Here is a 21628-nt window from a genome sequence, read left to right on the forward strand (position 1 = left end):
TTCTTAACTCTTTGGGTTGTTTCTAATTTTACTAAAAAATGCTTTTAGAGTGTTTACTTGCTCACTTGTATTGCTAAGTACACTAAATAAGCGCCTGAATTGATCGCTGTCAGCATAATTCTTGGTGTACCAATTTACATGCTTTCTGGCAATCCTTAATCCTTTGTATTCTCCATAGAATTGATAAAGATCATCAAGATGTGATAGTACAACTTGTTCTACTTCATCAATACTTTTGTTTTTCTGTAACTGTCCATGTGTTAAATAGAATGCAATTTCTTCAAATATCCAAGGTCGCCCTTGTGCCGCTCGCCCGATCATTATAGCATCAGCCTGCGTATATTGAAAAACATCTTTTGCCTGTTCAGGTGTACAAATATCTCCATTAGCAATTACAGGAATTGTAACATTTTCTTTAACTGCTCTAATAGAGTCATATTCAGCGACACCGTTGAATAAGCAAGCACGTGTTCTTCCGTGAATAGTAATTGCCTTTATACCACAATCCTGTGCAATTTGTGCGATTTCTATGCAATTTCTATTTTCTTTATTCCATCCAGTCCGCGTTTTTAATGTTACCGGAACATCAACTGCACCGACAACTTTCTGCAAAATTTTTTTAATAAGTTCCGGATACTGCATTAAAGCAGATCCAGCCAATTTTCTATTGACCTTTTTAGCCGGACATCCCATATTAATGTCAATCAACTGAGCACCGTGTTTGACATTAAATTCAGCAGCTTTAGCCATTTCGTCGGGATCAGAACCGACAATTTGTACTGCACGAATACCAACATCATCACTCGCTATCATTCGCATAGCTGATTTATCGGTATGCCAAACATCAGAATTTGCTAAAAACATTTCTGAAACAGTCATACCAGCACCAAATCGATGACATAGATTACGAAATGGTTTATCACTTATTCCAGCCATTGGTGCAGCAATTAAATTATTCTTTAATTTTAGTTCACCAATGCTAAGTAAATTAAAGTCGGCTATATTACGCATTTTTTTTCAAACTTAAAAGGGGGTAGCGTTAATTTTTTTTATTTTTTTTTACCAGTGATACAACACCACTCGTCAAGTTCAACCACTGGATCTAATTTAAAATTGGGTTGGTAAGCCATGCAAACACTTGATGATTGGGTAGTTAAAATACCAGATAAACCTAGTTTACCTTCAGGTTTTACTAATTTACTTATATGTGGTTCAAGCTCTTTTAATGGTCCAGCTAAAATATTGGCAACAACTATATCTGCTTGCAAATTGTCTGGGATCTCTTTTGATAAATAAAGATCTAGTCTTTCACTGACATCATTACGCTGTGCATTGTCACGGCTAGCTTGAATGGCTTGAGGATCGATATCAATACCTATTACTTGTTTTGCTCCTAATTTTAACGCAGCAATCGCCAAAATACCAGAACCACAACCATAATCGATAACTAATTTATCTTTAAGGTCTAAACTATCAAGCCAAGTTAAGCATAATGCCGTGGTTGGGTGAGTACCTGTGCCAAATGCTAATCCAGGGTCTAACATAACATTAACAGCATTAGTGTCGGGCACGTCACGCCAACTAGGACAAATCCAAAGTCGCTCACCAAATTTCATAGGATGAAAGTTGTCCATCCATTCACGTTCCCAGTCTTTATCTTCTAATTGTTCAATTTTATAAGAATATTGTTCAAGATTTAATATTGCTCTTAATTCATCGATATCTGTTTGAGCATCATAAAGCCCAATCACATCGGTATTACCCCAAAGTTTAGTTTCGCCGGGTAATGGTTCAAAGACAGGCGTGTCAAAGGTATCTTGAAAAGTGACTGATACAGCACCAGACTCCTCTAATTGTTCGCTAATTTGTTCAGCAAGATCGTTGGTTGTATTAATTTTGAGTTGAATCCAAGGCATAATTCTTCCTTTTATTGTCAAACATATTGGCTATAATAAAAATAATAAATCCAATAGTTAAAGAGGGGACTATTGGGTGTAGTGATAATAATTTAATATTATAACTTGCCAATAATGTATAACTTATAGCTCCTGTAAGCATTGAGCAAAGAGCACCAGTAGCATTAGCTTTTTTCCAATATAATCCAAGTACTAACGGCCATAAAAAGACAGCTTCAAGTCCACCAAAAGCGAGTAAATTTAGCCAAATAATCATATCAGGCGGGGTCCATGCTGCCCAAATAAGTAACCCACCAAAAATAAAAGTGATAGTGACCGAAATCCGAGTAAGAAACTTATCACTGAAATTAATATTAGTTTTGATGCTTAAAAACAGATCTTTGATGATAACAGATGATACTTGTAATAATTGAGCATTAATGGTGGACATAATAGCGGCAAGTGGAGCAGCTAAAAAGATTCCAGCAGCAAAAGGTGGTAATACATTTATAATTAATGTCGGTACTATTTGATCAGGAATGGTTAAATCGCTAATAATAGCACGCCCTAAAGCACCAGATAAATGCATAGTTAGCATAATAACAGTAACGACAATGGTGCCAAGAATAATTCCTTGATGTACTGCTTTGCTATCTTTATAGGCCATACAACGAACAGCAGTATGAGGTAAGCCAACCACACCAAAACAAACTAATATCCAAAATGAAGCCATGAACGGAAAGTCCATAAAGTCATTAGGTCCTTGTGGTGTTAAAAGAGCAGGGTCAATTTTTATTAGCTGATCAATTATTGCAGTGATTCCACCACCTGCATAGATAATAGCACCAAGTAATAATATAGCACCTATGATCATCACTAACCCTTGAAAAGCATCATTTAATATACTGGCTCGAAAACCGCCAAATGCGGTATAAATAACCGTACCAATACCAAATATTAATAAGCCCGTATGATAAGGTATACCTACTGATGATTGTAGTAAGCGAGCCCCACCAACAAACTGTACTGTCATTGCGCCGATAAAGGCAACGACAAGGGTAATACTTGCTAGCCAAACAATAGTTTTACTTTTATAGTGAGCATAAAGCATATCACTTAACGTTATAGCATCATATTTACGAGCTAAAATGGCAAATTTTTTGCCTAGAATACCAAGCGAGAGTAATACAGTTGGAACTTGGATCATCGATAATAGCACCCAACCAAGGCCAAATTTATAAGCAGCACCAGGACCACCAATAAACGAGCTGGCACTAATATAAGTTGCGGCTAGTGTCATGGCGAGTAAAAATCCTCCCATGGTGCGATTACCGATAAAATAATCAGTAAATTGATTTACTTTTTTGCGTTTTACATAAGCATAAATTGATAATGCGAATACAAAAACAAGATAGATGACAAGCGGTACAATAATATCTAAATGCATGTTAGATCACTTAGTTTGTTCTAATGAGAAATTTTTAAATTGAAATTTTACAACTAACCAGCAAAGCAATATAAAACCGATAGGCACCATAATGCAAGATAGTTCAAACCACAATGGAAGACCTAAAAATCCTATTTTGTCGTTAATACAGTATGCACAAACGATCCATCCAAGAAGATAAATAAAAGTTAGTAATAAAGAAAGTTTAGCCTCTTTATTTGCTTGTTTATATCGAGCATCCATATTGATTTATTCAAAATTAAGGGTGGTTTAGAGTAAAAGAAAGCATTGAACTTAGCAAGTATATTGCGATTTATGCAATATTATATTTTAAATATATCAATTTTAGCAATATTAAAAGTATTATATAGTGTTTTATTGTTGATTATGAATACCTAAACTCTTGGAGAGAAAAATGTCAAACTATTTTAATACATTGAATTTGCGTGAAAAATTAGAACAATTAGGTCAATGTCGTTTTATGGCTCGTGATGAATTTGCATCAGAAGCTAATTTTTTGAAAGGTAAAAAAATTGTAATTGTTGGTTGTGGAGCACAAGGTCTTAACCAAGGTCTAAATATGCGAGATTCAGGTTTAGATATATCTTATGCATTACGTAAAGAAGCTATTGCTGAAAAACGCGCATCATGGAAGAAAGCAACTGAAAATGGTTTTAAAGTAGGAAGTTATGAAGAATTAATTCCAGCAGCAGATCTTGTTATCAATTTGACTCCTGACAAACAACATTCTGCCGTTGTTCAAGCTATTCAACCGTTGATGAAAAAAGGCTCTGCGCTTGGCTATTCTCACGGATTTAATATTGTTGAAGTAGGAGAAAAGATTCGCTCTGATATTACAGTAGTGATGGTAGCCCCTAAATGCCCTGGTACTGAAGTTCGTGAAGAATATAAACGAGGTTTTGGTGTGCCGACACTAATTGCAGTTCATCCAGAAAACGATCCAAAAGGTGAAGGGCTAGCAATTGCTAAAGCATGGGCAGCGGCAACAGGCGGACATCGTGCAGGTGTTTTACAGTCGTCATTTGTTGCCGAAGTTAAGTCAGATTTAATGGGTGAACAAACAATCCTTTGTGGAATGTTACAAACAGGATCATTACTTTGTTTTGATAAGCTAGTGGCAGATGGTGTTGATCCTGCTTATGCATGTAAATTACTCCAATTTGGTTGGGAAACGATCACTGAGGCGCTAAAACAAGGTGGAATTACTTTAATGATGGATCGTTTATCAAATCCAGCTAAATTGAGAGCAAATGCTTTAGCAAAAGAATTAAAAGTGATCATGACGGATCTTTATCGTAAACATATGGACGACATTATATCAGGCGAGTTTTCGTCAACTATGATGAAAGACTGGGCAAATGATGATGCGAACCTTCTTAAATGGCGTAAAGAAACAGGTGAAACCGCCTTTGAAAAAGCTGCTGACTATCAAGGTAAAATTGATGAACAAGCTTACTTTGATCAAGGCGTTGTTATGGTTGCAATGGTTAAAGCCGGTGTTGAACTTGCCTTCGAAACTATGCTTGAATCTGGTATTTTAGCTGAATCAGCATATTACGAATCATTACATGAGTTACCACTTATTGCTAATACTATTGCACGTAAACGTTTGTATGAAATGAATGTTGTTATTTCTGACACAGCTGAGTATGGCAACTATCTATTTGCTAATGCCGCTGTACCACTATTAAAAGAAAAATTTATGCCAATGTTACAAGCTGGCGATCTAGGTAAAGCGATCCCTGAAGGTAGTGTTGATAATGCACAATTACGCGATGTGAATGAAGAAATCCGTAATCATCCAATTGAAACAATCGGTCGTAAATTACGTAGTTATATGACTGATATGAAACGCATCAATGTTGCAAGCTAAATAGCTATTTATAATTATAAAAAAGGTGCTGAAAAGTACCTTTTTTTGTATCTAAAAATTGAATTTATTGTAAAAAACTTTCAGGTAAGTATATGTTTCAGTATAAAATGATTAGATCTAAAAGGATCTAACTGGATCCAATTTATATTTTTTTGATCCTTTCACTTTATAATTAAATTTTTAAAAATTATATAATTAAATTATTTTTATTTTAACTTTTTATTTATTTTTTATGTAATTTATGTTATCTTTTTGACCAATTTTAAATCAAATGATAAGGGTAACATATTAATGAAAATGACTTTTCGACCAACTGATTGTTGGCGATGGTATTTTGATAGCGAATACGATAGTTTAATGCTTGAAGTTTCATCTGAAATGTTATTTCGTTCTTGTTATCCAAGTAAAATGTTAGTTCCTGATGTTTTTGGTGAGTTTCCATTTTCTGTTAGTGACGCAACGTCTTATTATCAATTTTATAATAGTTGTCAGTTACTTAATTTGACAGATTCACAAAAGATTGAACTAGCTATTAACGCTATTGTTGCAGCTAATTTTTTAAAGCCTCAAATGCCTAAAAGTTGGTATTTTTCACAACAACCAATGTTATACAAGCCCAAAATAGCTGATATTGTTGAGGTAATTTTACAAGAAGATGGACAAAAAGTTTGTTTAATGGTCGTTGAAGCAGGGGAAAATGCATCTCTTTGTATTATTGCACAAGCTTCATTTATTGCAATGAATAAAACGTTTGTGTTTTCTGAAGCAATTAAAGTAATGAATGATAGGTTAATATCTGTAGAGAAAAAATTTACTGAACAAAAGCTGACTTCAGATAATTTTGAATTTAAGGCTATTTCTTAAGTAATTTAATTGTAATATCTCCTTTAGGCACACAACTACAGGCTAAAATTTTATTATTTCGCCTAATAGCAGCTTGTGTTAATGCCTCTACTTCACCTTGTTTTAATTCAACTAGACAACGTCCACAAATACCTGCACGGCAAGAATAAGGTAATGCTATTTTATGTTGTTCTAACTGCTCTAAAATAGTTTGCTTATTATTACCTTTAATTATTTGATTTTCAAAATTTATTGTACAAACTTTTGCTTCAGTTTTTGTTTCTGTTGGAAAGGTTTTAATATAATTTTTAGCTGGTTGCCGTTCCAATACTTCAATTTTATCGTGAACTGAAATTGTTCCATGATTTCGGGCTATCATATTCATACCAAAATCAATTTCACCTTGCTTATCGGCTCTAAAGTAACGTAAGGTTTTAATTGGTTCATTATCAGCTAAGAATGTTGCAGATTTTATATTCATTGTCGTTATAACACAGCGACTACAGGGTTTAACAATATCAAAAATTACATTGCCAATTTTTATTGTTTTCCAGCCGTCTTCCGCAAAAGGTAGTGCTCCTTGAATAACGATATTTCCACGAAATTGTCTAATATCGAGTTTTTCAGGGCATTGCTGTTGTAAATAATCAAATGAAGCTTTATTTAATAACAAATAAGGATAACCATCAGCAAAACTAACAGGAATTTCAGGATAGCGTTTGGTTCGACGAGTTAATTGTTGACCAACCCATCTTAATTGTACATCTTTATGCAAAATTTGACTGAAAAATTGATTGACTCTTATAGGGGCAATTAATGAAGTAAAATGATTACCCCAAATTTCAGTAGGCTCATAATTCAACGAAAACTCATCAAGATTAAATATTATCATTTCAGTTGGAGATAGCGAAATATGTACTTCGTTTTTTACTATGAATGTTTTGAATTTCAGGAGCTCAGGGTGTTGTCTTGCCGTGATAAAAGTGCCATCGGGTTCACTAAGCATCAATATACGGTCATGCTCAAAGCCTCCATCAACTGTATTTGCTTTTGTTAGTTGTATCCCTTGCATCGATTTGATTGGGTAGATGTATAGTTGATTGACGAAAATCATAATATCTTACATAAATTACAAATGTTTTGATAATTATATACTTAATTACCCATATCTTATAGTTTTTAGATTTAACAAATGGAATGAATAATTTAGGGCATATTAGCATAACTCGGTATAGCTAATTTCAGTAATATAATACAATGCTTTGCCATTAGGGGTGATAACGGCTATTTCATCATCAACTTTATGACCTATTAATGCTTTTGCTACAGGGCTATTAATTGATATCCAATTTTTTTTAGGATCAAATTCATCGCTACCAACAATACGGTAAATATGTAAATTACCAGATTCATCTTCCAATTTTACCCATGCACCAAAAAATACTTTACCTTCTTGTTTTGGGTGTGGTTCGACAATTGTTAACGTTTCTAGTCGCTTGGTAAGAAAACGTATACGCCGATCAATTTCACGTAATCTTCGTTTTCCATAAATATATTCTGCATTCTCACTACGATCGCCGAGGGCTGCTGCATCTGATACAGCTTGTGTAACGCGAGGTCTTTCTTCTTTCCATAAATATTTCAATTCACGATTAAGGTTCAAATAACCTTCTCTTGTTATATAATTATTCTTTCTCATATTTTTATTCCTTATAGCAATCTTTATCTTTCGAGTAAAAGTTCGATATTTCTTTGTTAAAATATATGATTCGAATAAAAACTCGACATTTATTTAATAAAATTTATTCTATTTTTTAATATTTATCAAAATAACGTTAAATAATCTTTAAAAATCAATATCGAGATGATATTATTTTTTATTGCTTGTGTTGCGTTTTTTAATTTTATTCTTGGAATATCTCTTGCTCAATAAGTAATTAAGTTAATTATATCGCATAAATAAGTTTAATTTCGCAATTATACAATAATAAAATAAATAAGTTGTTATTATTATCACCATTAGGAATGAATATGACTACACGGAAAGAGCCAATTTGGGGTCTAGTTTGTCTTATTAGTTTTTTTTCAACTAAATCTTTAGCATTATCGGCTGTTACTGCAAATCCTATTAATGGAAATAGTCCTCGTTTTATTAGTTCAATTGAAAATAATATTCAATCCAATAAAGCATTTAATTATTTTGGTGTCATCTATAATGGAAACACCTATTTTTATACAGGTGATTTGAACACAGCATTAGGCTCAGATGTTTCAACTAAAACTCCTGAAAGTTTAGGTTTATTAGCAGCAATTAAACAACCAGAAAGCTCTGAGGTTATAGATGTTGATGGTGATGGAGATATTAAATTATCAGAGGACAAGGATAACCCAGTTTCGTTGGAATGGTATTACGAAGACGAAAATAATAAAGAAGTTAAATTAACAGACGATCAAACAAAAACGACATTTGAAAAATTAGTAAAAAGTGGTATTTATCCTTATATTAAAGTTAGTGGTGGGGTAGCATTAACTACAAAATACGGAGTTCCAAATTTTCAAAATTACCCAGATAGTAAGATTGCTATAACAAAAACACCTTATCGAAATTTTAATGTACAAGTAGGTGGTGAAGCTATCAAATATGCTAGTCCACATATGCTTTATAGTGCTCCAGCTTATTCTTGGGGGGATAGATCTGTTTTTGATTGGGTAGACTGGAATGGTTTTGTAGCACAAAATGATTATTTAAATAATTTCCCTTCAGTTGGTGCAAATGGTCTCTTTTTCTATTTAATTACCGAGAATATTGATAATTCATTAAGCACAACAAAATGGATCGTAAGAACATCGGATCCTGATAAAGGAGCACCTGGCGCAATTACAGCGACAGTTACAAAGTCAGAGGCTCCAAGAGCAGTAGTTGTAGGTGGTTTTAAGGCTTATGATGCGAAAAATATGGTTCTGGTTACGTTAAAAGGTCCTGATTCCTCATCTAAAGGTGCTAATCGAGCTACAGCGCCCAAAGCGAATTTACCTGTTGATATTGAGATAATAGGCGAAACCAAACAAGGCGTAATGCTTAGTTACAGTTTCCGGATAACTAAATGGTTTATCAATAGAGGAGAATATATTGATACATATCAAGAGCAAAAAGATTGGTGTAGAAGTTTAGGTGAATATAAATTAGCATCGCTCAGAGAGTTGAGTAATGCTAACTTTCTGCTTCATCAAGATAAATATGGTAATAATCCTGATAACTACTACAAAAGAGCCGTACATGGGGGATTAATTACTGAATGGGGGGGATTAGCGTATTTTCAAGGTGATAATTTTTATAACCCAACTTATGGTTGGACTAGCGATTATTCAATTTCTACAGGTGATCCTATTTATATTAATATGAATGATGCTGCATTTAATGGTGATAGAGGTCCTGAGCATCAGTATTATGCATTATGTAGTTCTAAATAAAGAAGTTAAATTTATGGTTAGCTTTATTTAATGTTAGCCAATCGAAAAATATCCCAATAACTAGCAGTTATAATTTTTAGGGAGGAGATAAAAGGCTCAGAATTGCAACAGAAACAAGGATAGGTATATAATCACTACTTTGCTTAAAATTGTTAAAAATACCATGATGAATAAACAAATTAGCCATATTATAGCCAGTGAGTTAGCCGTAAAGTCAGAACAAGTTCAAGCGGCGATTCAATTATTAGATGAGGGCAGTACCGTTCCTTTTATTGCTCGTTATCGAAAAGAGGTGACAGGTGGGCTTGATGATACCCAATTACGTACTCTTGATAGTCGATTGAGCTATTTGCGTGAACTTGAAGATCGCAAGCAAACGATTTTAAAGTCAATTGAAGAACAAGGTAAATTGACATTAGAATTAAGTAACAGTATTACACAAACGCTTAGTAAAACTGAACTTGAAGATCTCTATTTACCATATAAACCTAAACGCCGAACTCGGGGTCAAATTGCCATTGAAGCAGGGCTTGAACCATTAGCTGACGACTTATGGCAAAATCCCATACTTGACCCAGTAATTGAAGCCGAAAAATATATCAATTCCGACAAAGGTATTACTGATACAAAATCAGCAATGGATGGAGCTCGTTACATTTTGATGGAGCGCTTTGCAGAAGATGCAGCATTATTAGCAAAAGTGCGTCATTATCTTTGGAATAATGCTCATTTAGTTTCGCAAGTGGTGAGTGGTAAAGAGGAAGAAGGAGCTAAATTCCGAGACTATTTTTCACAAAGCGAGCTGATTTCTAAAATACCATCTCATCGTGCATTAGCAATGTTTCGAGGACGAAATGAAGGCTTTTTACAACTCTCCTTAAATGCTGATCCGCAATTTGAACAAGCGCCTAAAGAGAGTTATTGTGAACAAATTATCACTGAATATCTAGGCGTCCATTTTAATGAACAGCCAGCAGATAAATGGCGCAAAGCTGTGATTAATTGGACATGGCGCATTAAAATTCTGATGCACATGGAAACCGAATTAATGACAACATTACGTGAGCGAGCAGAGGAAGAAGCGATTAACGTATTTGCTGCTAACTTACATGATATGTTAATGGCTGCTCCAGCAGGTATGAAAGTTACTATGGGCATGGATCCTGGTTTAAGGACAGGTGTAAAAATAGCTGTTGTTGATGCAACAGGTAAATTAGTTGCGACTGAAACGATTTACCCTCATACAGGGCAGGCAGATAAAGCAGCTATGGTTATTGCCGCACTTTGTATTAAATATCAAGTTGAATTAGTGGCCATTGGTAATGGTACTGCTTCGCGCGAAACTGAACGTTTTTATCTTGATGTTCAAAAGAAATATCCAGAAGTGAAAGCACAAAAAGTAATTGTAAGCGAAGCAGGTGCCTCGGTTTATTCTGCATCAGAACTAGCAGCGCAAGAATTTCCTGATTTAGATGTATCTATTCGTGGTGCAGTATCAATTGCACGTCGTTTACAAGATCCATTAGCAGAGCTTGTTAAAATAGATCCTAAATCGATTGGGGTGGGGCAATATCAGCATGATGTTAGCCAAACTCAGTTAGCAAAAAAACTTGATGCTGTTGTTGAAGATGGTGTTAATGCCGTTGGTGTGAATTTAAACACTGCTTCGATGATGTTACTTGCTCGTATTGCTGGACTTAATAAAGTAATAGCTCAAAATATAATTAATTGGCGTAATGAAAATGGACAATTTACGGATCGTAAACAATTATTGAAAGTGGCTCGCTTAGGTCCTAAAGCATTTGAACAGTGCGCTGGATTTTTACGTATAATGGATGGTAAAAATCCTCTTGACGCATCGGCCGTTCATCCAGAAGCTTATCCAGTTGTAGAACGAATTTTAGAAAAAAATCACAAATCTTTAAAAGAAATTTTAGGTGATACAAACTATTTAAAATCACTTAAAGCAATCGATTACGTAGATGATCATTTTGGTGTGCCAACAGTTACAGATATTATCAAAGAGCTTGATAAACCTGGTCGTGATCCAAGACCTGAATTTAAAACTGCGCAGTTTGCTGATGATATAGAAACGATGGAAGACCTAAAAATAGGTCTGATTATGGAAGGATCTGTTACTAATGTAACTAATTTTGGTGCGTTTGTTGATATTGGTGTGCATCAAGATGGTTTAGTGCATATTTCAGCTTTATCAGATAAGTTTGTTGATGATCCAAGAACAGTGGTAAAAGCTGGTGATATAGTCAAAGTTAAAGTGATAGAAGTTGACATTCCACGAAAACGTATCGCTTTATCAATGCGATTAGATGATCCTGCTGCGCCAAAAACTGATAATCGAAAATTCATTAATGAACGTTCGGTTAACAATACTAAAAAACAACATTCATCTTCAATGACTAATAATGTCATGGGAAATGCATTTGCAACTGCATTTAAAAAGAATAAATAATATTTTTCTAGTTTAAGGGACAATTGTCCCTTTTCTGCATTTAAAACCATTTAGTTAAAGCTATCTAATAGTGATCTATTCAATATAGAACTGAACCATATAATTAAAGCCAACTCAGGTTTATCTTTTTTACTTAATGTAATAATATTATCAGTTATGATATAAAGTATTATTAATATTATATAATTCTATTGTAAATATCCTTAAACAAGCAGCATAATTTCTACTTGAATCTTGACTAAGTTTGAAGTATTTACACATTGGTATAAATTATCTGTTATTTATTGATACTTAAAAGTAACAAGTTATTACCATTACAAATAAACATTAGGTAATATAATATGTTGTAGGCTATGCTGTTTTAATTGTTCTGCAAACTGTTCTACTTCAGGCCTACTGGCGGATGGCCAGTTTTTAGCGATACCACGTACACCATGATTATGAAAAGCATTAATTCTTATTTGAATATTGGGATCTAAATCAATTAAAAATTTGGCAATATTTTTAGCATTAACTTGTAGATCTGTTTGATTAGGAATAATTAAAAGTCTTACCTCATATAGTTTTTTTATTTTTGCCAGATAGTTAATCGTTTCTTTTACTCGTTGATTGTCTCTTCCCGTTAACTTTTTATGCACATCATTATCCCAAGCTTTGAGATCAATCATTGCGCCATCCATCACATTTTCTACTTTTTGCCATCCTGTTTTAGTTAAATAACCATTGCTATCAATAAAACAGGTAAGGTGCTTTAAATCGTTAGATTGTTTGATAACATTGAATAGCTCTTTAATAAAGGGTAACTGCATTGTTGCTTCTCCACCACTTATGGTAATACCATTTAAAAATGGTAGATATTTCCGGATAGCGATTAAAATATCATCTACACTATATCTATAAGTCATTGGTGATGAAAAATGTTTACAAGTATTAATACAAGTATCACATTGCTGACAATTTGAAGTTTGCCATATAACTTTATTGTTACTAAAACTTAATGCTTTGTGTGGACAAGTATCAACACATTGACCACAATCCTTGCACAATGATATCGTATAAGGATTATGGCAGTTTAAACAACGAAAATTACATCCTTGTAAAAATATAACTAGTCGATTACCAGGTCCATCTACACAAGAAAAGGGTAAAAGCTTATTAACGATTGCCCATGACTTGCTCATGACTAATTACTCGTGGTTTTCGACATAAATAACTATTATTTTCGGTATTTTCGGCAGCTTCGGCTCCTAAGAAAGTAGTATTAATTCGCGAACCCTCTTTTTTATATCTTTTAATATCAGATAATCTCACCATATAACCTGTAACTCGAACAAGATCATTACCACTGATATTGGCAGTAAATTCGCGGAAACCAAATTTGAAAGCAGCTTTACAAATTTGTAGCAAGGCTAGGGGATTATTTTTTATGGTCTCATCAATTGTTAAAATGTCACTAATACCCGAAGTGAAATACTGGTGATGTTTATACAGTGCCATAATATGAGTGACAGGATCGGGTTCTTGCCCATATGGTATTCTTAATCCAGGTGTTGTTGCTCTATCTATACTAATGCCTGATTGTGAATGCAGCATTGCTTTCCCTTTCCAAGCATAATCTATTGTATGGTTATCAATAAATTCGGCAATTAATTGTGTAATAGTTAATGCAAGTTCATTAGCTTGTTCATCAAAACCATAACGTCCAGCTAAATTTGTTTTTTCTTGCAAGATATTAACTGCTTCGGCCATTCCAAAGATACCAAACATTGGTGCAAATCGTTTTGGATCAATTAAACCTTCTTCAACTAAAAAACTGCTGTTAAAAAAGTTCGATTTATTGTAAAGAAAGTTTGACCTTGCTTGAATAAGATTGAGCTGCAATTGACAGTAGTGAGGTAAGATATTTGACAAAAAGTCTTCTATATTTTTACTACGTACTGCAACTTCTTTTAAATTGATTCGTGAAAGCGTGCTTCCTCCTCCAGCAACAGGGAGTGAATTATAGCAACTTACAACACCGTATCCTTGGCCATCAAAATCTTTTTGGATCAAATTATTGTTTGCAATATGGGGTTTACTTGTTTCACAAATATTTTCAATTGTCACTAATAATAATGATTCTGGTGTAATGTCTTCATCATAGATAAAGGTTAAATTTGGAGCAACTTGTTTGAGCTCTCTATCTATACGTAAGATTACCCGACAGATAATATTATCGGTTGGTCCAATGTTTGCATGCATAAATGCATCAGGTAAATTACGATCAAGCATGATCCAAAAATGCTTTAATCGCTGATAAATCTCATCTTCAGTAAGATTACCAACGTAAGGAAGTAAAATTTGATCTAAGCATCCTAAATAAACAGGCATACCAGTTACTGAAGGAACATGATGATAGATGATGATAAGTAAATTCAATGCATCATCAAATGTTTCAGCTGGATTAAGTTCTAGCCATTGTGATCCTTGTTTTAAAAATTTCACATAATCAGGTAAAACATAACGAGGTTTATAAGGTGCGTGACCTTCGTACATATCACAAATAACGCGGTCATTTAAAGCTTGTTGTGTTTCTTCATCCAGATCTACATAAGGTAAATTATTTTCTGCTGCTAAGGCGAGCAAATTTGATTTTTGTTTGGGTGACAAATTGGGGTCTGTCACAATATTATAACAACTTTGTTGAAATTCGGTCATGCTCATAATTATCTCAATATTTATTTCTCAATAATAAATTGTTTTGGTTCATAATCAGACGCAGTAATTGGCGAATGGTTCTCAAAATACTGTTTTACTACATCGGCATCGCGATACCCCGTATCAACGTAAGTCGGTGATGTATTAGTTATTGGATAGCCATCTCCACCAGCGGCTAAAAAGTCAAGTGTAGCAACGCGATAGTTTTTTTGTAAATCGATCGGTTGATCATTAATTTTTACATCTTCAATATTGTTCCCATTTCTTGTTAGGTTTATATTTTTCAAATGTGCATACCCACCCGAACCTTGCTTTTTACTTAATGCAACTTTTAGATAATCAATTAATTCATTGCCAGTTAATTCGAAATAAACCACACTGTTACCAAAAGGTTCTACTTTTAAAATATCACGATAAGTAATATCACCTTCAATTAATGAGTCACGAATCATCCCCCCAGACATAATGCCAACGTCTGCATTGGTTTTTTCAACAAAAGCACTGAGTAACAGTTGTCCCATATTGCTTTGTTGGTATCTAACAACATCTCGATTACCTTCTAATCGTCCTTTTAACTCGCCACTTTTCACTAACAACTGCTGTTTACCTAATTCTTGATAAGGTCTTAAATTTTCAAGTAAGGATTTATCTTGAGGAATTTCTTGTGTGTAATATTCAAGGCGTTTGGTACTGTTACCATTATCAACCTCTTTTTTAAGGTTAATAGGAATTAATTGGTAATTTTTTAACGTGATTTTGCCATTTAAAAAGACAAAATCTGCACGTCCAACATATTTCCCCCATTCGTGGGCTTGCACAATCCATGTGCCATTTTGTTGATCTGGCGCACAAGGTGTACCTGGTACATATTCGGTAATACGTTTATTAGGACTAGCCATACACACAGGGTTTTGTGAGTGTCCTCCCACTATCATATCTAAATCGCCGGCCTGTAAATTTCTGGCTAATTCAACATCACCCAGTGCCATTGAGCCATGTTCACCATTTTCATAATGCCCCATATGAGTGACAGCAATAATCATATCAGGGTGTTCATTATCTTTTAACTGTTTAATTATTTTTTGTGCTTCGGGTAAGGTTTGTCGAAATTCGACGCCTTCCGTATTTTTGGGTGAAGCAAGAAAAATGGTATCGTCAGTGGTTAAACCAAACACAGCAACTTTAATACCATTCAAATCAAACATTTTATAGGCATCAAATACACGTTTATCTGTGCCTTTAAAGTAAGTGTTTGCCGATAAAAAAGGAAATTTTGCCCATTTCTGTTGCTCACGAATAATAGGCAAAGGATGATCAAACTCATGATTACCCACAGCCATAGCATCGTAACCAACCGCATTCATGCCAATAAAATCAGGTTTGGCTTGCTGTACATCAGATTCAGGGACACCAGTATTAATATCACCACCTGATAGCAGCAGTAATTTCCCTCCTTTTGCCGTAACTTCTTTTCGAATTTCATCTACTACGGTTTTTTGAGCAGCAAGCCCATACTCACCAATATCATTTTGCCAAAAACGGCCGTGGTGGTCATTGGTATGCAAAATAGTAAATTGATAAGACTTGTCTTTTTCTAAAGTTGGAACTGATGAGCTTTTTGTGGAAACAGCGGCCATGCAAGAGGCTGAAAATAGCCCCATACAAACAAGTAATGATAATTTTTTATTAAACTGATAATAGTACATGGTATCTCCTAAATCCTTATATAACAGCTATTATCCTGTAATCACCTTGTAAATAAGTTGTGGCTCAGTTGCGTTATCACTAATGGTAATATTGTCATATAATTTTTGCTTGATAGTATCAAGCTTATCAGTATTGGCGTGTATCGTTAATAAAGCTTCACCTTCAGTAACTTTGTCGCCTACTTTTTTATGTAACACGATTCCAACAGCGGGATCAATAATATCTTCTTTGGTTGCACGACCAGCACCTAATTGCATTGCAGCGATCCCGATTTGATCTGCGATAATTTTTGATACATAACCTGACTTAAGGGCTGGTAGGGCAATTTGGTAAGGTGCACTAGCCAATTTTTCAGGATGATCAACGACCGAACTATCACCGCCTTGTGCTTCAATTAGGGTTTTAAACTTCTCGATAGCTTTACCATTTTTAATGACTTCTTGAAGTTTTATTCTGGCTTCTTCTAATGTTTTTGCTTTATCGGCAAGTACAACCATTTGACTACCTAATGTTAAAACCAGTTCGGTTAAATCGGCTGGACCATGACCTTTTAACGTATCAATTGCTTCTTTTACTTCAAGAGCATTACCAATTGCAAAACCAAGAGGTTGAGACATATCCGAAATAATTGCCATGGTTCTACGGCCAATTTGATTACCAATATTTACCATTTCATGGGCTAATTTTTCTGAATCGGCCATATCTTTCATTAGCGCACCATCACCTGTTTTAACATCAAGAACGATGGCATCAGCACCCGCTGCCAATTTTTTACTCATAATTGAACTTGCAATAAGAGGAATAGAGTTAACAGTACCTGTTACATCACGTAACGAATAAAGTTTCTTGTCTGCTGGGGTTAAATTGCCTGATTGACCAATAACTGCAAGGCCTTTATTATTAACTTGATTAATAAAATCTTGTTTACTTAATTCAATTTTAAAATCAGGAATCGATTCAAATTTATCTGTGGTGCCGCCCGTGTGACCAAGCCCTCGTCCGGACATTTTTGCTACAGGAACATCTAAAGCTGCTACTAAAGGAGCTAGAACTAATGTTGTAGTGTCACCTACACCGCCAGTTGAATGTTTATCAACTTTAATGCCTTTGATTGAAGACAGATCAACAGTATCGCCAGAATACATCATCGCCGAGGTTAAATCTGCGCATTCTTTGGAAGTCATACCTTGATAATAAATTGCCATTAATAAAGCACTAACTTGATAATCGGGGATAGTTCCATTGGTATAATTAGTGATAAAAAATTGGATTTCATCAGTGGTTAATACATTGCCGTCACGTTTTTTTTCTATAATATCTACAAATCTCATTACTATTCTCTCTTACTATCAATAAATAAAATTAGTGTATTGCTTTGTTTATACAAAATAAATTTTAAGTCCTAATTATTATTTTTTATTGTTAAAAAATAATGTTAATCAAGATCACTTGGTGAAAAAGACCAAGGTAATAATTCTCCAACTGTTGTTTCTTGAATTTTTCCCTGCATGTTGGTCAAAATAACAGGCATATCTTTAGCGCAAAACTCACTAATAACTTGACGGCAAGCTCCACATGGTGAAATTGGCCCATCAGTAGCTCCAATTACCACCAATTTTTTAAATTTTGTTTTACCTTCAGAAACCGCTTTAAAAATTGCCGTTCTTTCGGCACAATTTGCTAGTCCATAAGATGCGTTTTCAATATTACAACCTAAAATTGCTTCATCATCTTCAGTAATTAGCACGGCACCAACCTGAAATTTAGAATAAGGTACATAAGCTTTAGAACGGGCTGTTTTAGCAAGTTCAATCAGTTTTTCAATTTTCATATTAATAATCCTTTTGGCCGTAATAAATCTAACTAAATTTTAGGTTGAGTGTTAACAGGAGACTGCAAATCTATCTTATAAACACCAAAACCAGATGTATCTGTATCGATAAAATGAATAGGGTATAGTGAATGTTTCTCGATATAGGTTTTAGCTTCATCAGTTGGTGATGATTCAAAGCGAATATCTAATTTTGTGTTACTAGTAATTGGAGAAATTTGCCAATTATTGTCGATGGTAACATTCGTTATACTATATTTTTGGGTAGTATTGGTAATATAGGCTGAAAGAATTACTCTTAGATCGTCAGGAGAATTAAATTTGACATTTTTTTCACCAGTACCTGGAAATATACCACTATAAGCACGATAATTATTGGTGGCAATTAAGAATTCTTGGTTAGGAGCAATTGTTTTTTGTTGATAAGTCAGATTCCTAATTCTTTCAGATGTAGGGTTAATTAACTGGCAATTTGCATCATAACGGGGTGGCTTTGTTACATCTATTTGATAATTCACTCCATCAATAATATCAAAATTATAGGTTCTGAATTTATCCCAATTAATCAAATATTGTGGTTGTGATGAATTAGTATTAATTTGATTATATACACCAGCTGAACACTCTAACCACTCTTTGACATCTTTACCTGTAATTTTCACAGCAGACAAAATATTAGGATAAAGGTAAATGTCTGCTGCATTTCTAAACGACAAATTACCTGCTTTAACATCAACAAAAGCGCTAGGATCGTTTTTCCTGCCGCCAGCTTTAAATGGTGCAATGGCCGATAAAACGGGCAAACCATCAAGATCAGGATCTCCTTTAATAAACTGCTTAACGTAATCGATTTGTGCATCATTAATAATTTGTAAGGCAGATGTATCTTCAACCAATGCTAGATAGCTCGTAATATCGGTTGAAACTTTACCTATTGGTTTACTAACAAATTCACGTGTTCCTTGGTGATCTTTGTTTAGAATGTCGACGATTTTTTGATCGGCTTTAACAAGTGCCTTTTTAGTTTTTACATCATAGATTGGTCTAGCTTCTGATTTACCTGAAATCACTTGCCATTTTGATTTATCACCATCAAGAACTAAGTCCACCACTCCCAAATGGCTACCCCAATGTCCGGGCATAACAGCAGGCACATGATTAATGTTACCAGTTTTGATATCAGTATTTGGTAATGATTTGAAATCTTCACTAGGAAATATGCCGTGAGAATGACCAAACATAATTGCATTAATACCCTCTACTTGACTCAAGTAGTAAACCGAATTTTCAGCTAATGCTTTATAAGGTTCAGCTGAAACACCAGAATGTGGAATAGCAATAATAACATTAGCGCCTTGTTTTTTCATTTCAGGGACTAATAGTTTGGCCGTTTCTGTAATATCTTTGACGACAACTTTGCCATCAAGATTAAGTTTGTCCCATTGCATAATCTGTGGAGGGACAAAACCAATATAGCCGATTTTAATCGTGTGCTTATTGCCGTTTCTATCAATAACAGGAGTATCTAAGATAATATATTGTGTAAAAAATGGCTTTTGAGTTTTGGCATCATAAACATTAGCGTTGATGTAAGGAAATGTAGCCCCAGAAAGACTTTTTTGTAGAAATTCTAATCCAAAATTAAATTCGTGGTTACCAATATTACCCACACTATAATTAAGTGTATTGAGCGCTTTATAAACAGGATGAATATCGCCATCATTAAAACCCTTCTTTACGGCATAATCAGCCATTGGGCTACCTTGAATTAGGTCACCATTATCAACAAGAACACTATTTTTTACCTCACTTCTTGCTTGATGAATTAAATTAGCAGTTTTTACTAATCCAAAAGAATCAACAGACTGATCTTTGAAATAATCATAATTCATCATGTTTCCATGCAAGTCGGTTGTTTCAATAATCCTTAAATCAACCGTTGCGGCATTAACAACGCCAGATATAAATAGGGTTAAAAAGGGTAAAATTAACTTATTTTTTTTCATGCAAATCTCCTATTATTCTGACAACTAAATTAGTTAACGGGTATGGCTAGTAACAGCTTCTGATATTCTAAAAATCGTTCAATGATTGCTGGATGATATTTTTTGTCATTAATAAATTTTTTAAGCAATTGTCTATCATCAGATGAAAAACATAAAAGAACTTGCTCAGTTAAACGACTTTTAACCATATCTTCAACAAATGCGGCTTGAATGCCACATAGCGTTATATCAAGCAATTCTAATCGTGAAAATGCAAATATGGATTGGGCGATACTATATTCTTTTTCAATATCAGTACCAAAAATCCCTGCATCATCGGTATTTAAGGTAATGCGAACACCTTGGTCATAAAGTTGCCTTATTGGATGTTGATAAATATCGCCATGCAATTCATTCACTAAAATCCGATTACTCGTTAAAGCAATTTCTAGAGTAATTTTTTTTTCGACCAGCTCACAAATAAGCGCTTTGTTTTCAATGGCACGAATACCATGACCGATTCTGATTGCACCGTGTTTAAGAGCTTGAATAATGCTCTCATCTGAATCAATTTCGCCAGCATGATACGATTTTTTTAAGCTCAGCTGAGTAGCCAACTTATGTGCATCTTTAAAATCATCAAAATGCCCAGCCATTTCGTTACCAGCAATATTAAATCCCGTAATAAAAGGGTGATGATTTTGCTGAATAAAACACAACGTATCATAAACAACTTTAGCGCCTAGGTGTCTAACACCAATAACATGATATCTAACTGTAATATCATAGTCGTTTTGTACTTTTATAATCGCTTTGTCCATGTAGAAAAGAGTTTTATTAAACCTTTCTTTATCCCAAATTAATTTTCCATTAACTTCGGTTGTGCAAATATGATAGGGGGACAAAAATAGCTCGCAATAAATTAACCCTTGTTTAGCATTTCTATTAAGAAAATCGTAAGTAATAGAATAATAATCTTCAGGATCTTTTAGAAAGCTAGAAACGGTATCATATGTATTAATAAATTCTTCAAATTTGGATTCGTCATACAAATATCTACCATTTTTATATTCTTTGGCATTGTATTGACCTGATTTGTAACATAGTGTACTAGGAAAAGGAATATTATTTTTTTGCGCTAACTGATGAGCCATGACAGGGGTAATGCTGCCTTCAACATGTTCGTGCAATATAACTTTAGGTATCATTTGATCGTTCATTAGGTATTTAATCTATTTTTAAATGAGATAAATTGGCTTTAATAACATTGGTTTTACTAACAATGATATCAAAAGCTTATTAAAAAATTTTTAATAACATGTATATCATTGTTAATTGAGTTATTTTAACTTGATAAGATACTTATCTGCTATATCTTTTGCATCACT

Annotated in this window: 17 protein-coding genes; 4 read left to right on the forward strand and 13 right to left on the reverse strand. The window is 34.1% G+C overall.

Annotation, left to right across the window (positions count from 1 at the left end):
- Nucleotides 1-3: 3 nt before the first annotated feature.
- The 4 genes from dusB to ACGH6S_RS07480 are packed head-to-tail and all read right to left on the reverse strand — an operon-like array spanning nucleotide 4 to nucleotide 3585.
- Nucleotides 4-1011 (reverse strand): tRNA dihydrouridine synthase DusB, encoded by a 1008-nt coding sequence (gene dusB / locus ACGH6S_RS07465; RefSeq protein WP_065589687.1) that lies wholly within the window; start codon nucleotides 1009-1011, stop codon nucleotides 4-6.
- 38 nt (nucleotides 1012-1049) lie between these two features.
- Complete coding sequence (gene prmA / locus ACGH6S_RS07470) at nucleotides 1050-1916, reverse strand: 50S ribosomal protein L11 methyltransferase (RefSeq protein WP_411578577.1); 867 nt, start codon at nucleotides 1914-1916, stop codon at nucleotides 1050-1052.
- Complete coding sequence (panF, locus tag ACGH6S_RS07475) at nucleotides 1891-3342, reverse strand: sodium/pantothenate symporter (protein ID WP_085163960.1); 1452 nt, start codon at nucleotides 3340-3342, stop codon at nucleotides 1891-1893. The genes prmA and panF overlap by 26 nt, the downstream gene beginning before the upstream one ends.
- A 6-nt stretch (nucleotides 3343-3348) precedes the next feature.
- Nucleotides 3349-3585 carry a YhdT family protein gene (locus tag ACGH6S_RS07480; protein WP_085163961.1) on the reverse strand — a complete coding sequence of 79 codons (237 nt, stop codon included), beginning with the start codon at nucleotides 3583-3585 and terminating at the stop codon, nucleotides 3349-3351.
- 172 nt (nucleotides 3586-3757) lie between these two features.
- Between ACGH6S_RS07480 and ilvC the strand changes: the two genes are divergently transcribed.
- Nucleotides 3758-5236 (forward strand): ketol-acid reductoisomerase, encoded by a 1479-nt coding sequence (gene ilvC / locus ACGH6S_RS07485; protein WP_174799384.1) that lies wholly within the window; start codon nucleotides 3758-3760, stop codon nucleotides 5234-5236.
- Between the two features lie 291 nt (nucleotides 5237-5527).
- Nucleotides 5528-6100, forward strand: coding sequence for a cell division protein ZapC (locus tag ACGH6S_RS07490; protein WP_085163963.1), 573 nt, complete (start codon nucleotides 5528-5530; stop codon nucleotides 6098-6100).
- On the opposite strand, the gene ACGH6S_RS07495 is transcribed toward ACGH6S_RS07490, so the two are convergent.
- Together ACGH6S_RS07495 and greB are read right to left on the reverse strand one after the other, a co-directional pair.
- On the reverse strand, nucleotides 6090-7193 hold the full coding sequence (locus ACGH6S_RS07495) for a YcbX family protein (protein ID WP_411578578.1): 1104 nt from the start codon (nucleotides 7191-7193) through the stop codon (nucleotides 6090-6092). The genes ACGH6S_RS07490 and ACGH6S_RS07495 overlap by 11 nt on opposite strands.
- 102 nt (nucleotides 7194-7295) lie before the next feature.
- Nucleotides 7296-7778, reverse strand: coding sequence for a transcription elongation factor GreB (greB, locus tag ACGH6S_RS07500; protein ID WP_065589681.1), 483 nt, complete (start codon nucleotides 7776-7778; stop codon nucleotides 7296-7298).
- A 332-nt stretch (nucleotides 7779-8110) separates the two neighbouring features.
- Here greB and ACGH6S_RS07505 point away from each other — a divergent pair, with 332 nt between their 5' ends.
- Nucleotides 8111-9550 (forward strand): hypothetical protein, encoded by a 1440-nt coding sequence (locus ACGH6S_RS07505; RefSeq protein ID WP_174799387.1) that lies wholly within the window; start codon nucleotides 8111-8113, stop codon nucleotides 9548-9550.
- Nucleotides 9551-9713: 163 nt separating this feature from the next.
- Nucleotides 9714-12020, forward strand: coding sequence for a Tex family protein (locus ACGH6S_RS07510; RefSeq protein WP_411578579.1), 2307 nt, complete (start codon nucleotides 9714-9716; stop codon nucleotides 12018-12020).
- A 314-nt stretch (nucleotides 12021-12334) separates the two neighbouring features.
- Here ACGH6S_RS07510 and ACGH6S_RS07515 read toward each other — a convergent pair whose 3' ends face one another.
- From ACGH6S_RS07515 to add, 7 genes are all read right to left on the reverse strand, one after another.
- Nucleotides 12335-13201 carry a YjjW family glycine radical enzyme activase gene (locus ACGH6S_RS07515; RefSeq protein ID WP_296317677.1) on the reverse strand — a complete coding sequence of 289 codons (867 nt, stop codon included), beginning with the start codon at nucleotides 13199-13201 and terminating at the stop codon, nucleotides 12335-12337.
- Nucleotides 13176-14723, reverse strand: coding sequence for a YjjI family glycine radical enzyme (locus tag ACGH6S_RS07520; protein WP_411578580.1), 1548 nt, complete (start codon nucleotides 14721-14723; stop codon nucleotides 13176-13178). The genes ACGH6S_RS07515 and ACGH6S_RS07520 overlap by 26 nt, the downstream gene beginning before the upstream one ends.
- Before the next feature lie 14 nt (nucleotides 14724-14737).
- Nucleotides 14738-16354, reverse strand: a complete 1617-nt coding sequence (gene ushA, locus ACGH6S_RS07525; RefSeq protein WP_411578590.1) for a bifunctional UDP-sugar hydrolase/5'-nucleotidase UshA — start codon at nucleotides 16352-16354, stop codon at nucleotides 14738-14740.
- Nucleotides 16355-16453: 99 nt separating this feature from the next.
- Nucleotides 16454-17755, reverse strand: a complete 1302-nt coding sequence (locus ACGH6S_RS07530) for a pyrimidine-nucleoside phosphorylase (protein WP_034911047.1) — start codon at nucleotides 17753-17755, stop codon at nucleotides 16454-16456.
- 104 nt (nucleotides 17756-17859) lie between these two features.
- Nucleotides 17860-18264 carry a cytidine deaminase gene (locus ACGH6S_RS07535; protein ID WP_411578591.1) on the reverse strand — a complete coding sequence of 135 codons (405 nt, stop codon included), beginning with the start codon at nucleotides 18262-18264 and terminating at the stop codon, nucleotides 17860-17862.
- A 23-nt stretch (nucleotides 18265-18287) separates the two neighbouring features.
- On the reverse strand, nucleotides 18288-20261 hold the full coding sequence (locus ACGH6S_RS07540) for a bifunctional 2',3'-cyclic-nucleotide 2'-phosphodiesterase/3'-nucleotidase (RefSeq protein WP_296300060.1): 1974 nt from the start codon (nucleotides 20259-20261) through the stop codon (nucleotides 18288-18290).
- Nucleotides 20262-20290: 29 nt separating this feature from the next.
- Nucleotides 20291-21460, reverse strand: a complete 1170-nt coding sequence (gene add, locus ACGH6S_RS07545; RefSeq protein ID WP_296300062.1) for an adenosine deaminase — start codon at nucleotides 21458-21460, stop codon at nucleotides 20291-20293.
- Nucleotides 21461-21628: the final 168 nt, after the last annotated feature.

Source organism: Gilliamella sp. BG3, assembly GCF_046635605.1.
Lineage (GTDB): Bacteria > Pseudomonadota > Gammaproteobacteria > Enterobacterales > Orbaceae > Gilliamella > Gilliamella bombi.

Excerpts from the sequence above, each read along its gene's own strand:
- dusB (WP_065589687.1), bottom strand. The coding sequence starts at position 1,011 with ATGCGTAATATAGCCGACTTTAATTTACTTAGCATTGGTGAACTAAAA.
- prmA (WP_411578577.1), bottom strand. The coding sequence starts at position 1,916 with ATGCCTTGGATTCAACTCAAAATTAATACAACCAACGATCTTGCTGAA.
- panF (WP_085163960.1), bottom strand. The coding sequence starts at position 3,342 with ATGCATTTAGATATTATTGTACCGCTTGTCATCTATCTTGTTTTTGTA.
- ACGH6S_RS07480 (WP_085163961.1), bottom strand. The coding sequence starts at position 3,585 with ATGGATGCTCGATATAAACAAGCAAATAAAGAGGCTAAACTTTCTTTA.
- ilvC (WP_174799384.1), top strand. The coding sequence starts at position 3,758 with ATGTCAAACTATTTTAATACATTGAATTTGCGTGAAAAATTAGAACAA.
- ACGH6S_RS07490 (WP_085163963.1), top strand. The coding sequence starts at position 5,528 with ATGAAAATGACTTTTCGACCAACTGATTGTTGGCGATGGTATTTTGAT.
- ACGH6S_RS07495 (WP_411578578.1), bottom strand. The coding sequence starts at position 7,193 with ATGATTTTCGTCAATCAACTATACATCTACCCAATCAAATCGATGCAA.
- greB (WP_065589681.1), bottom strand. The coding sequence starts at position 7,778 with ATGAGAAAGAATAATTATATAACAAGAGAAGGTTATTTGAACCTTAAT.
- ACGH6S_RS07505 (WP_174799387.1), top strand. The coding sequence starts at position 8,111 with ATGACTACACGGAAAGAGCCAATTTGGGGTCTAGTTTGTCTTATTAGT.
- ACGH6S_RS07510 (WP_411578579.1), top strand. The coding sequence starts at position 9,714 with ATGATGAATAAACAAATTAGCCATATTATAGCCAGTGAGTTAGCCGTA.
- ACGH6S_RS07515 (WP_296317677.1), bottom strand. The coding sequence starts at position 13,201 with ATGAGCAAGTCATGGGCAATCGTTAATAAGCTTTTACCCTTTTCTTGT.
- ACGH6S_RS07520 (WP_411578580.1), bottom strand. The coding sequence starts at position 14,723 with ATGAGCATGACCGAATTTCAACAAAGTTGTTATAATATTGTGACAGAC.
- ushA (WP_411578590.1), bottom strand. The coding sequence starts at position 16,354 with ATGGCCGCTGTTTCCACAAAAAGCTCATCAGTTCCAACTTTAGAAAAA.
- ACGH6S_RS07530 (WP_034911047.1), bottom strand. The coding sequence starts at position 17,755 with ATGAGATTTGTAGATATTATAGAAAAAAAACGTGACGGCAATGTATTA.
- ACGH6S_RS07540 (WP_296300060.1), bottom strand. The coding sequence starts at position 20,261 with ATGAAAAAAAATAAGTTAATTTTACCCTTTTTAACCCTATTTATATCT.
- add (WP_296300062.1), bottom strand. The coding sequence starts at position 21,460 with ATGAACGATCAAATGATACCTAAAGTTATATTGCACGAACATGTTGAA.